Origin of the sequence: uncultured Thiothrix sp. (genome assembly GCF_937873765.1) — a bacterium.
Lineage (GTDB): Bacteria > Pseudomonadota > Gammaproteobacteria > Thiotrichales > Thiotrichaceae > Thiolinea.
Genome location: NZ_CALMZC010000028.1, coordinates 1 through 12,830, shown reverse-complemented (window position 1 = coordinate 12,830; position 12,830 = coordinate 1). Strand labels below are relative to the sequence as shown.

The window sequence follows — 12,830 nt, the reverse complement described above, 5'->3', positions numbered from 1 at the left end:
TTTATGGCTATTCTGCGCGCAGAACATTTACAGAAAAGCTATAAGAAACGCCAAATTCTCAAGGATGTTAATTTAGCGGTGCACAGTGCTGAAGTTGTGGGTTTGCTTGGCCCGAACGGCGCAGGGAAAACCACATGCTTTTATATGATTGTTGGTTTGGTCGGTGCGGATGCTGGCAAGATTTTCATTAATGATGTGGATATTACTCAAGCCCCTATGCATGAGCGCGCCCGCGCAGGATTAGGTTATCTAGCTCAAGAAGCAAGTGTGTTTCGTAAGCTCACCGTCACCGACAATATTCTCGCTGTATTGGAGCTGCGCAAGGATCTAAACCGTATGCAGCGCCAAGCCAAACTGGAACAACTCCTAGAAGAATTTCAGATTACACATTTACGCGATAGTTTAGGGATTAGCTTATCGGGGGGTGAGCGGCGACGCTTAGAAATTGCCCGTGCCCTCGCTACTGAACCAGAATTTATTTTATTGGATGAACCCTTTGCGGGGGTTGACCCGATTTCAGTCTTGGAAATTCAAAAAATCATTCGTCATCTGGTCGCACGCGAGATTGGTGTACTGATTACGGATCATAATGTGCGCGAAACGCTTGGCATTTGTCACAGAGCCTATATCCTTAGTGAAGGACGCATTCTCACTGAAGGTTCGCCAGATGAGATTTTGAACAATGAACAAGCACGTAAAGTTTATTTAGGCGATAACTTTCAACTTTAACCCCTGTGCTTCACCGAGGATTCACCAGCTATGCGGCATTTTTGCAGTTGTTTTCAATTGGGACTACCATGTGAATACGGGTGCGCCCCAACTGTTCAATCTGGAAAAAAGAATAACTAATGCTCAGACAAGGACTCGATATTCGAATTGGACAAACCCTGTCCATGACTCCTCAATTGCAACAGGCTATTCGTCTGTTACAACTCTCATCCATCGAATTACAGGAAGAAATTCAGCAAGCCCTTGAAGAGAATCCGCTGTTACAACTCGCTGAAGACTCTGGCTTAACTAATGATGAGCCTCTGACTGAACGTTCACCTAATGCTGAACATTCAACCGATTCTACAGAGTCCTTAGGGGACAATGACTTAAGTGAGCTAGGTGAAGTTGACACTCCTAGCAACATGGATAGCGATATTCCTGAAGATTTAAATTTGGATGCAACCTGGGATGATGTCTATGACACTAGCATCGGTAGCAATCATGATGGCGATAGCGACAACCAAGCCTTCCTAGAAAACCAAGGGAGTTCTTCTGAAGACCTGCAAGAACACCTGCTATGGCAAATTACCCTGAGCCAGCTTTCTGAAATTGATAAGCGCATAGCCGTGACCATTGTGCAGTCATTGGATGAAGCCGGTTATTTGTGCGAGTCTGTAGAGGATATTTTAGAGAGCTTAATCGACGAATTACCGATTGAGTTAGATGATGTGGAGATGGTTTTAAAATACATCCAGCATCTTGACCCTTTAGGGGTAGGCGCACGGGATTTACGTGAGTGTATGCTCATTCAGCTCTATAAACAGCCTACCAACGAGTTACAAAAACTAGCGGTTATTTTGGTCGAAAAGCATCTAGACTTATTAGAGAAACGCGACTATAAAGAAATACAGAAGCGATTAAAAATCAATCAAGATACTTTCGAGGCAATGATTACCTTGCTAAGAACTTTGCAACCAAAACCGGGCAATGCCTTTTCTGCCAATACCACCGATTACATTACACCGGATGTGTTTGTACATAAAATCCGCAATGCTTGGGTTGTATCCTTGAACCAACGGGTGACGCCGGAACTGCAAATTAATCAAATGTATGCGGATATGATTGGGCAAGTCAAAAATAGCACTGACTCACATTATCTGAAAAACAATTTGCAACAAGCGCGTTGGCTGATTCGCAGCCTTGAAAGCCGCAACAGTACGATTCTGAATGTGGCTAAAGCGATAGTTGAACGCCAATCTGCTTTCATGCAATATGGTGAGCAAGCAATGAAACCGCTGATCCTCCGCGATATCGCCGAAGAATTGGAAATGCACGAATCCACTATTTCTCGCGTGACCACGAACAAATATATGTATACCCCGCGTGGTATCTTTGAGTTTAAATATTTCTTTTCTAGTCAATTAGATACCGATACGGGTTCTAGCTGCTCATCCACCGCTATCCGCGCCATGCTCAAACAGTTAATCGCAAAAGAAGATGCCCGTTCCCCCTTGAGTGATAGCAGTCTTACTCAATTGCTCAAAGACCAAGGCATTAATGTCGCACGCCGCACGGTTACAAAGTATCGTGAAGCCATGTCAATTCCGTCCTCTCATGAACGGAAAGGCTTGGTGACGACTTGAGTCAACCACTAGGAGGTTGGCTATTTTTATAGACCTTGTTTTAAGGAGTCTGTACATGCAATTAGAAATTACTGGTCATCACATTGAAGTAACTCCTGCTCTTAACAGCTACATCAAAGAAAAATTGGAGCGTATCAAACGCCACTTTGATCAAGTTTTGAATGTGCATGTTATTCTGGAAGTAGAAAATAAGACCCTACATAGTGCTGAGGCAACTATTCATGTCAGTGGTAACCAAATCTATGCAAATGCTAAAGAAGATAATATGTATGCCTCCATTGATGCACTCTGCGACAAGCTAGATCGCCAAGTGCTTAAACATAAAGACAAGCTCAAAAATCACCACCGTGATGAAAATCTACGGACTATCCAACTGCAAGCGGCAGATTAAACGAGACTCAATATGGATATTGTTACCCTATTATCGATGGAGCGAGTGGCCTGTGTTAATGAATTATCAAGTAAAAAGCGTGCTTTTGAAAAGCTCGCTGAATTGCTAAGCCACAAAGGTAGCGAACTCGGCTTTGAGGATGAAGTCGTATTTAATGCCTTAATCGCTCGTGAAAAATTGGGTAGCACTGCTATGGGGAATGGCATCGTCCTTCCCCATGCATCCTTGAATGTGCCTGAAGCAAGAGCTGCTTTACTACTTTTAGAGGAAGGGATCGAGATGGATACCCCCGATAAAAAACCTGTCCATGTCTTGCTTGCACTCATTGTGCCCAATGGGCAAGCAGAGGCTTATCAGCCCTTATTAAGTGATTTGGCTATGATATTAAATCGTAAAACTTTAGCCAAAACCTTGTTAGAACTACGCGAGCCTGCACTACTTTTAGATTATTTATCCTCGCTATTTGTGCAGAAAATCGCAGCATAAACTGAGTTTGCATGCAGATTGTCATTATTAGTGGTATGTCAGGTGCAGGTAAGAGCTATGCACTGCAAACTTTGGAAGATACTGGATATTACTGCATTGATAATCTTCCATCACAATTGATTGAAGCCTTGATTCAAACACCGCAAATCGCCAATTTAGAGCGCTTAGCGATAGGCATTGATATACGCGGTGGTAAAGCCAGCCTTAAAGAAATCCCTGAAACTCTAGCACGCATCCGCCAACTTTATCCTAAAACTCACCTGATTTATCTCTATGCACAGCAGGATGTTATTCAGAAGCGCTATAACGAAACACGCCGTAGTCATCCACTGATTCATGAAGAAAAAGAATTAACTAAGGCTATTGAGCTAGAAGAAAAGCTCCTAGGTTTTTTAGCACAACAAGCCGATTGGCGCGTTGATACTTCACAAACCAATGTGTATGAGTTAGGTCTATTACTACGTGCACGCTTAGGTGAAACACCACTGCCTAACTTTTCATTGATGTTTCAATCGTTTGGGTATAAGCACGAAGCGCCGTCTGATTCTGATTTTGTCTTTGATGTACGCTGTTTACCTAATCCTTACTGGATACCTGAATTACGCGCTCTCACAGGGCGTGATAGCGCAATTATCGATTGGCTACAACAGCATCCACGCGTCCAGCAGTTATACCAAGGTATGCGCGATTTTTTAGAGCTTTGGATGGCTGACCCCGAAGCGTGTCAGCGAACTTATTTGACCGTTTCCATTGGTTGTACTGGCGGACGCCACCGTTCAGTTTATATCGCTGAAACCCTCTATCAACACTTCCGCCAGAAGCTAGGGGCTTGTGTTTTACTCCGTCATCGCGAGCTTAACTACTTTACTCCTTATCAATAAGTACTTGATTTTTTGTTGTTTATCATCTTAAAACCTACTATTAAAATTTCTGGTTTTTTATAGAAAATAATGAAGTGCTTAGATCTTCATCACAAAGCTTAATGCAAGCTTAACAATATTGATTTGCATCTTAAGCAATTGATTATTAAAAAGATAGAATACATTCACTTATTTGATGAATTTACACATGAATGTTGACTCTATTTTTTCAGCAGAGAGAACTTATGGAAAAGTTAAACCCTTATACCGCCAGCTTTGTACTAGCCTCGACCTTTTTGTTTACTCAAACCTTCCAACCGGTAGAAGCCGCAGGATGTCAAATACTGAACAAAGAAACCCTAGAAAGAAAGGCTGATCCTTATGATCAATCCATCCGTTCGGCGGCTCAAAAATATGGTGTAAAGGAAGGTCTTGTTAAAGCAGTGATTACGGTAGAAAGCTGTTTTAAGCAAAGTGCGCGCGGTAGCTCAGGGGAGAAAGGCTTAATGCAACTGATGCCGTCTACAGCCCGCCGCTTTAATTTCAAAAGCAGTTATAGCCCTTGGCACAACATTCATGCAGGGACTCGTTATCTGAGTTATCTACTACAGCGCTATGATGGTGATTTGAACCGCACTGTTGCGGCGTATAATGCAGGCGAAGGTAATGTGCGTCCCGGTGGAAAAATTCGTAATCACCACTATGTTAGTAAAGTCATTAGGGCTTATAGCAAATTTTCAGGCAGATCAAAATTTCTCAGTAAAGCCAAAAATCAACTTGACGGGCCAAGCATCAATCAATCTAAGAAGAAACACGGCACACGCCTGAAAGCAACCCGTGCAAATACTAGTGTCTTACCTTGGGCAGAAAAATCTAAAAATCGACTAGCTGATGCCTCAAAAGTAAGTACTCGTGCTTTCAACGTAAAGTCTGGACATACAGTTTATGAGGTCATGCGCCAAACTGGAGTACCAGTTAAACGTTTGATTAATTTAAATAACTTAGCCTCACCTTATCACTTACAGGCCGGTCAAACCTTGCGTTTAAAATAAGCTAATCAAAAACTGTTTGTTAGCCAGCCTAACTGCTAATAGGCTGGCTAAATTAATTACCACTCACTCTAAAAGAGACCTTCAATTTCCCCTTGAGTATTAATCCCAATACTGTTAGCTGCAGGAATACGGGGTAATCCGGGCATGGTCATAATATCCCCACAAACCACCACTACAAACTCCGCTCCTGCTGCCAAACGTACTTCGCGAATCCCGACCATATGCCCACTAGGAGCACCCCGTAATTGTGGATCCGTTGAAAAACTGTATTGGGTTTTAGCAATACAAACAGGTAAATGCCCAAAACCTTCTTCTTCAAAGCGATTAAATTCAGCACGTACTTTCTTGTCGGCGAGAATATCATCAGCTCCATATAGTTGAGTGGCAATCGTGCGCACTTTTTGCCAGAGTGACAAGCTGTCATCGTATAAAGGCGCGAATTGGCTAGCCCCACTTTCTGCCAAAGCAACTATTTTCTGCGCTAATTGTGCTGCACCTTTCCCACCATCAGACCAGTGCGTACAAACCACAGCTTCAACGCCATAGGTAGCAGCAGCTTCCCGTACAGCTTGCAGTTCAGCTTCCGTATCTAAAGTAAAACGATTAATCCCTACCACCACAGGTACGCCAAAGCTTTTCACATTACGAATATGCCGCGCTAAATTAGCACAGCCTTTTTTCACCGCCTCAACATTCTCTTGCCCTAAATCCGCAAAGGCAACACCACCATTCATTTTTAAAGCACGTACCGTAGCTACAATCACGGCAGCCGACGGCGCCAATTTAGCTTTGCGGCATTTAATATCGAAGAATTTTTCTGCACCCAAGTCCGCACCAAAGCCTGCCTCTGTAACCACATAATCCGCGAGTTTCAGTGCCGTTTTGGTTGCCATCACCGAGTTACAGCCATGCGCAATATTCGCGAAAGGTCCGCCATGAATGAAGGCCGGATTATTCTCCAAAGTTTGAACGAGATTAGGTTGCAAAGCATCTTTTAGGAGGGCTGCCATCGCACCATCTGCTTGCAAGTCACGGGCACGTACAGGCTGCTTTTGCTGATTTACACCAATAATAATATTACCTAAGCGCTTACGTAGATCGTCTAGGCTAGTGGATAAACACAGAATAGCCATCACTTCAGAAGCCACGGTAATGTCAAAACCATCTTCGCGTGGATAGCCATTCGCTGCACCCCCTAAAGAACTGACGATATTTCTTAAAGCGCGATCATTCATATCCATCACGCGCTTCCATGTAACACGACGCGCATCAATCTGAAGTGCATTCCCCCAGTGGATGTGATTATCAATCAAGGCTGCCAACAAATTGTGTGCTGCAGTAATGGCATGAAAATCACCTGTAAAATGCAGGTTAATATCTTCCATCGGAATAACTTGTGCATAGCCGCCGCCCGCCGCCCCACCTTTCATTCCAAAACAAGGCCCTAAACTAGGCTCACGTAGACAGATGGCTGCTTTTTTACCGATGTAGTTAAGCGCATCCCCTAAACCTACCGTCGTCGTCGTTTTACCTTCGCCTGCAGGTGTAGGGCTAATCGCTGTGACTAAAATGAGTTTGCCGTTGGGCTGATCTTGTAGAGAATTAATGAAATCGAGATCAATTTTAGCTTTAGTATGTCCGAAGGGGCTGAGCGCGCCCCAAGGAATACCCAATTTGTCACCAATATCTTTAATTTCTAGAGGTTTTGCCGCACGGGCAATTTCAATATCGCTGTTGGCCATCTAAGTCCATCCTGTGGTGATACGGATGAAGCTCACTATACACCTAAAATTTTATTGATTGAACAGTCAGTCAACCATAAATCTACTCTTTACCTTCAGCACGTCTTGCCGCGATTTCATAGGGATTATCTAGATAAAAACGTTTACCTTTAGATAAAGCCCATAAACCTGCCCCTACATAGACTAAAGGAAAAAACAACCCCCAGCGCTCAAATTGACGCACATGCTCGCGCTCATGAGCACGTGTGCGCTCAAGGTAGTAAGGAGAAATACCGAGCACAATATGTCCTAAAGTAATCGCTGCTGCTGAACCAAATAGCGGTAAACCTTTATTTAAGCGTTGTCCTAACTTGCCACCGCTAATTTCAATCACACCGGAATGAATAGCAAAACGTCCGTCCGTCCAATACGCAAGCAGAATCAAAGGTAAGAATAAGAGGGTAATAGGCGCAACCCAAAGATATTTAAGGAGCTTTAGGGCAGAGTCTTTTGAGACGCGCATTAAACTAGTTTCCTAAATTAAGCACTATGTTAGCGTTAAGCCGCTGCGTCTATACTAGCAGCTTGCAAATTCAAGATTGGCTCTAGGTTGTTCCGTTTATTAATTGGCTCAGTGCATAAACCCACTTTAGCGGTTAGCAATACTTCTTCTAAATACTCTGGTAAGGGACGCTCAATTTTACCTTCCAGACGCAATTGAATCATCCGGATCGCCCCACCAAACATACCTGAAGCCGCCACCCAAGTATCCATCTGGCGGAACTCACCTAAGTCCATCCCACATTGTACAATCCCTCGCATTTTTGTGAACGCCGATGAATCCGAAGGTTGTGGCTCTTCGGGTAGAAACTCGGCGTGCTTCGGATGGAAAGCAAAGGCAATAATATTCCGATGGGTTTCCGTGTAATTAAACAAATCAGCAATCACTCGCTGACATTGATCTGCAGGCGACCCCCCCTCTGCAATCACGTCATCAACGACTTGATCGAGCTCATTGAGAATATGTTGATATAACGCGCGTGCAACTCCTTCCTTACCACCAAAATAGTTATAAATCGAGCCAATACTGACTTGGGCTTGCTTTTGAATCTCATGAATCGAAATATTGTGATAGCCATGCTGAACAAATAAATCCAAGGCAGCAGTCAAGATTCTGCAATCAATTGGCTCAGGATGAGGAATAAGCTTTTTAAGGTATGGCATACGATAGTAGGGTTTTGGTTGTTGAGATCTTATTAGCTTGTCGCCGCCGAAACATCCATCTGAACACCAGAAGACTCAATTTTTTGTTGATGGGTAAAGGTTTGACCATCGGTGTCAGTGATGATCGCAGATAGTATACCTGATTTACCAGAGCTGAGATAAAACTGGAAATCAGGATTTTCACTAATAGAAATATCAGTTTCTGCACTAAATACCAGCTGATTATCGAGTTTAACTTCAATAGCTTTGATATAGCGCGGTGGAATCGGCAAAGTGCTTACTTGGTCACGCTGTAAACCTGATAAATTTGGATGCACAATCGACAACCGAGTAGCTTGTGTGCTCTGGCTCGCTGCTACTTTAGTACTAAAACGCATATCACCGATACGTTTTTCATCAATTTTAGTAGGCGGTGGAGCAGAACAGCCACCACTCGCTTTGACATAGCGCCCAGTCATATACAGCTTACCGTCATTAGTTTCCGCAATCACGCGCACTGGTGAATAAGCATCTACGCGAATTAACAAATCTAAATTCGCCTGTGCTAGCAATGGGGTCAATCTGAACTTGCCAGCCAATGGGTTCGGATTGTTATCTATAATAATAGATAGGCTTTGAACATAGCGCTCAGTGGTTTGAGGAAAACCGGCTTGAATACGGATAGGTACGAGTGCTCCGTCTTCAGCACGCAATGGGGCTTGCAAACTAATGACTGATTCATCCCAACTAATATCTTTATCTGGAAAGTAGAAGTTTTTAAGGCGGCTAAGCCAAGCCTGCTCTTGTTCAGCGGTTAAAGACAGGTTGGCTGTGAGCTTAGCTGCTAAATCAGCCTGAGCCGAATTAACGCTCAGTATGCACCAACATAAGACTATTAAATGATAGATAAATTTCATAGTGCTTCACTCCAGATGAATCAAAAAACGAAGATGACGGCATCAAGACAAGGACTATTGACAAGAATGAACATTCATTCTAATCTGGTTTAGGCTTAAAAACCAATGAAATAAGTAGGTGCTCCCACAACGGTTAACTAAGGTGGTTTTTGTCAGAAAAATACGTCAGTTGTTTGGTTTTTATTAAGTTTGAACCGAACAATTTTGGATTATCTGAAAAAATGACTTGCTGTGGCAGCCTCTGCTAACGCGTTGGGTCATTTACCTTGGAGGAGTAAACTATGAAGCACTTAGTAAAGCGCTTGACTTTGGCTATGTTAGTGGCTGGAATTCCAACCAGTGTTGCCTTAGCTAATGATTCAGTGTTACAGGCGACTGCAGATCCCAATAACTGGGCTATCTGGGGAGGTAACTATGGTGGCAATCGCTATAGCAGCTTAGATCAAATTAATGCCAGCAATGTTTCCAATCTTAGACCTGAATGGACTTTTTCAACGGGTGTACTTAGAGGACATGAAGGCGGCCCTCTAGTCATCGGCGAAACAATGTATGTTCATACCCCTTTCCCAAATAAAGTCTTCGCCATCAATCTCAACGATCAAACAGTCATCTGGCAATACGAACCTAAGCAAGATACTAGTGTCATTCCCACCATGTGTTGCGACACGGTCAATCGTGGTTTGGCGTATGCGGATGGCAAAGTCTTTCTGCAACAAGCCGATACCACTTTAGTAGCGCTGGATGCTAAAAGTGGTGCAGTGGTTTGGAGTGTGAAAAATGGCGATCCTAAGCGCGGTGAAACCAACACCAATGCTCCGATTGTCATCAAAGACAAAATCTACACCGGTATTAGTGGTGGCGAGTATGGAGTACGCGGCTTTATGGCTGCCTACAATATCAAAGATGGCTCGCCTGCATGGAAATGCTACAGCACTGGCCCCGACCAAGAAATGTGCATGGACCCTGAAAAGACTACTACTTGGGGTGGCACTGACAAGGGTATCGTGCCCGTTGGTAAAGACTCTAGCCTAAGTACTTGGCAAGGTGATCAATGGAAGATCGGTGGTGGGACTACTTGGGGCTGGTATTCCTATGATCCTGATCTCAACCTGATTTATTATGGAACTGGCAACCCAAGTACTTGGAACCCAGTCGTTCGCCCCGGCGATAATAAATGGTCGATGACCATTATGGCACGGGACGCTGATACAGGAATGGCGAAGTGGGTCTATCAAATGACTCCCCATGATGAATGGGACTATGACGGTGTTAATGAAATTCAGCTCGTTAAAACTAAGTTGGGTGGCAAAGACATTAAAGCTTTAGTTCACTTTGATCGTAATGGTTTCTCTTACACCATGAATGCTGAAAATGGTGAAGTGTTACTGGCACAGAAATATGATCCGGCTGTTAACTGGGCTAGCCATGTGGATATGAAAACAGGTCGCCCTGTGGTAGTCGATCAGTATAGTACGCACAAAAACGGCGCAGACGTTAATACCAAAGGGGTTTGCCCTGCTGCATTAGGCTCGAAGGATCAACAACCTTCTGCATTCTCCCCTAAAACTGGCTTATTCTATGTACCTACTAACCATGTGTGCATGGACTATGAGCCATTCCAAGTCGACTATGTCGCAGGTCAGCCTTATGTGGGTGCGACTTTAAGTATGTATCCAGCCGGTAAAGTAACGAATAACGGCACCAGCAATCTGGGGAACTTCATTGCATGGGATGCCACCACGGGTACCATCAAATGGTCAATTCCTGAACCCTTCTCGGTGTGGAGTGGTGCTTTAGCGACTGCAGGCGATATTGTGTTCTATGGAACTTTAGAAGGCTATTTGAAAGCGATTGATGCTAAGACTGGTAAAGAGCTGTATCGCTTTAAAACCCCATCCGGCATCATCGGTAACGTCAATACCTGGAGCTTTAAAGGCAAACAATACATTGGCGTCTTGTCAGGGATTGGTGGTTGGGCAGGTATTGGTATGGCTGCAGGTCTCCAAGGTGATACGGATGGTCTAGGTGCAGTCGGCGCTTATAAGAGCTTAAGTGCCTATACCCAATTGGGTGGTGTCCTAACCGTATTTGCTTTACCTGATGCTCCCAAAGCCGCTACTGTTCCAACTGCTGAAGTGAAAAAAGTTGCTGAATTAACTCAAACTCAGTAACTCAATAGCACTTGATTTGAAAGCTGCGTTCAGAAGTACCCATTGAGTTGGGTACTTCCCCTTTAGACCGGAAGGAAAGGATGACAGATGAGTGTTTTCAAACCTGTTGCTTTGTGTTGCCTCGTTTTATCGATGTGTTTGAGTTTTACCCCTAGTCTTTATGCGGATGATATGCCACCCGCTCGTAATGCTTTAAAAGTTTGTGCTGATCCGCAATACATGCCTTTTTCTAGTCAAGAGGGTAAAGGCTATGAAAACCGCTTAGCCCAATTAGTTGCTGCTGAGCTGAAATTACCACTGGAATATACTTGGTTTCCCCAACGCCTTGGCTTTATCCGCAATACTCTAAAAAAAGAAAAGCCGGATGGCGAAGGTTATCTCTGTGATTTAGTCATGGGTTTGCCGACTGGCTATGAATTAGCCGCGACCACTGAACCCTATATGCAATCGACTTATGCTTTAGTGCTGCGCTCTGATGGTAAGTTGGCGCAACTAAAACAATCTACTGAACTACTCACTCAAGCACCAGATAATCCCGATGAGATTAAAATCGGTATTACGGAAAGTGGCCCCGGCGCTGAATGGCTCGCTAAATACCAGTTACATCAATATATGGCGCCCTACCCTGCACAAACGGGTGATCCGGCTGATTTTCCGGGTAAACATTTACTCACTGATTTATTAGCTGGCACTTTAGATGCAGCAATTGTCTGGGGGCCAACTGCCGCTTACTTCGCGAGCCACCGACAAGATGGACGTAGTTTAAGCTTTTTGCCACTCAAATCTGAGGCTGGGATCAGATTCAACTTTCCTATTTCTGCAGGCGTACGCTTCGGTGAAAAAGCGTGGAAAGACCAAGTGAATGCCATCCTAAAGAGTAAGAAAACTGAAATTCAACAAATTTTGCAAGCTGAGTATCAAATTCCGCTAGTGGATGATACCGGCGAATTACTAGCCGCTGTCAGCAAATAGGAGAACTTAAAATGCAATTGACTAAAACGCTATCCTTAGCAGTTGGCTTAAGTTTAGGCTGCGTATTGCCTGCTTGGGCAACTGATGTACAGCGCCTACACACCGAGCAAAGCGTACAGTTAAATGTAACCGCTGATCAGGCTTGGGCAGTGGTGGGTAAATTTGAGGGTTTACATGAATGGCATCCTGCCGTTAAATCCACCATTATGCGTAATCCTATGACACGCATCTTAGATTTAGGCTCAGGTTTATTTCTGACTGAGGAGTTAGAGACGAAAAGTGATAGCCAAATGTCTTTGAGTTATCGCATAAGCAATATGACGACGGTAGGTACGCTACAAATCAACGGGAAACCTATTGAAAAGAAAGTGCTACCCATTAATACCTATTCAAGCACCTTGAGTGTTAAACCTGCGGGCGCAGGTAGCCAAGTAGTTTGGACGGGTGATTTTCATCCTGCATGGTTAGAAGCTACCCCCGCACCTGCGGGTATGGGTAAGCAAGATGCACTTGACGCAATTAACGGCGTGTTTCAAGGTGGCTTGACGAATCTAGCTAAAAAGCTGAATGCTAATGCAAGTGTTTCTGCAACTACACCCACTGCTGCCCCGCAAACACAGTCTAACGGACTTTCGTCTATGACGATCACTGCACCTGCACCTGCACCTGCACCTGCACCTGCACCTGCACCTGCACCTGCACC

13 protein-coding genes are annotated in these 12,830 nt (G+C 44.1%); 9 read left to right on the top strand and 4 right to left on the bottom strand.

The window, feature by feature from the left end:
* The first annotated feature begins 3 nt into the window (after positions 1–3).
* From lptB to Q0307_RS08395, 6 genes are all read left to right on the top strand, one after another.
* Positions 4–729: an LPS export ABC transporter ATP-binding protein gene (gene lptB, locus Q0307_RS08420; RefSeq protein ID WP_298659395.1), complete on the top strand. Its 726-nt coding sequence runs from the start codon at positions 4–6 to the stop codon at positions 727–729.
* Between the two features lie 119 nt (positions 730–848).
* Positions 849–2,354, top strand: coding sequence for an RNA polymerase factor sigma-54 (locus tag Q0307_RS08415; protein WP_298659392.1), 1,506 nt, complete (start codon positions 849–851; stop codon positions 2,352–2,354).
* 55 nt (positions 2,355–2,409) lie between these two features.
* The gene (raiA, locus tag Q0307_RS08410) at positions 2,410–2,745 is read left to right on the top strand and encodes a ribosome-associated translation inhibitor RaiA (RefSeq protein WP_298659389.1); all 336 of its coding nucleotides are present in this window, start codon (positions 2,410–2,412) and stop codon (positions 2,743–2,745) included.
* Between the two features lie 12 nt (positions 2,746–2,757).
* Complete coding sequence (locus Q0307_RS08405; protein WP_298659386.1) at positions 2,758–3,231, top strand: PTS sugar transporter subunit IIA; 474 nt, start codon at positions 2,758–2,760, stop codon at positions 3,229–3,231.
* 11 nt (positions 3,232–3,242) lie between these two features.
* Entirely contained in the window at positions 3,243–4,112 is an 870-nt protein-coding gene (gene rapZ / locus Q0307_RS08400; RefSeq protein WP_298659384.1) for an RNase adapter RapZ, read from the top strand.
* 224 nt (positions 4,113–4,336) lie between these two features.
* Positions 4,337–5,143 carry a transglycosylase SLT domain-containing protein gene (locus Q0307_RS08395; RefSeq protein ID WP_298659381.1) on the top strand — a complete coding sequence of 269 codons (807 nt, stop codon included), beginning with the start codon at positions 4,337–4,339 and terminating at the stop codon, positions 5,141–5,143.
* 68 nt (positions 5,144–5,211) lie between these two features.
* Here the strand turns inward: Q0307_RS08395 and Q0307_RS08390 are convergent, their stop codons facing one another.
* The 4 genes from Q0307_RS08390 to Q0307_RS08375 all read right to left on the bottom strand — a co-directional run bounded on the left by Q0307_RS08390 (position 5,212) and on the right by Q0307_RS08375 (position 8,984).
* Entirely contained in the window at positions 5,212–6,885 is a 1,674-nt protein-coding gene (locus tag Q0307_RS08390; RefSeq protein ID WP_298659378.1) for a formate--tetrahydrofolate ligase, read from the bottom strand.
* 82 nt (positions 6,886–6,967) lie between these two features.
* On the bottom strand, positions 6,968–7,387 hold the full coding sequence (locus Q0307_RS08385; protein ID WP_298659375.1) for a hypothetical protein: 420 nt from the start codon (positions 7,385–7,387) through the stop codon (positions 6,968–6,970).
* 35 nt (positions 7,388–7,422) lie between these two features.
* Positions 7,423–8,034 (bottom strand): TetR/AcrR family transcriptional regulator, encoded by a 612-nt coding sequence (locus Q0307_RS08380; protein WP_298659373.1) that lies wholly within the window; start codon positions 8,032–8,034, stop codon positions 7,423–7,425.
* Between the two features lie 86 nt (positions 8,035–8,120).
* Positions 8,121–8,984: a quinoprotein dehydrogenase-associated SoxYZ-like carrier gene (locus Q0307_RS08375; protein WP_298659370.1), complete on the bottom strand. Its 864-nt coding sequence runs from the start codon at positions 8,982–8,984 to the stop codon at positions 8,121–8,123.
* Between the two features lie 314 nt (positions 8,985–9,298).
* On the opposite strand from Q0307_RS08375, the gene Q0307_RS08370 reads away from it, so the two are divergent.
* The 3 genes from Q0307_RS08370 to Q0307_RS08360 form a co-directional block, all read left to right on the top strand.
* Complete coding sequence (locus Q0307_RS08370; protein ID WP_298659516.1) at positions 9,299–11,155, top strand: methanol/ethanol family PQQ-dependent dehydrogenase; 1,857 nt, start codon at positions 9,299–9,301, stop codon at positions 11,153–11,155.
* An 87-nt stretch (positions 11,156–11,242) separates the two neighbouring features.
* Positions 11,243–12,127, top strand: coding sequence for a quinoprotein dehydrogenase-associated putative ABC transporter substrate-binding protein (locus Q0307_RS08365; RefSeq protein ID WP_298659368.1), 885 nt, complete (start codon positions 11,243–11,245; stop codon positions 12,125–12,127).
* An 11-nt stretch (positions 12,128–12,138) separates the two neighbouring features.
* A partial coding sequence (locus tag Q0307_RS08360) for an SRPBCC family protein (protein WP_298659365.1) occupies positions 12,139–12,830 on the top strand: 692 nt, incomplete at its 3' end.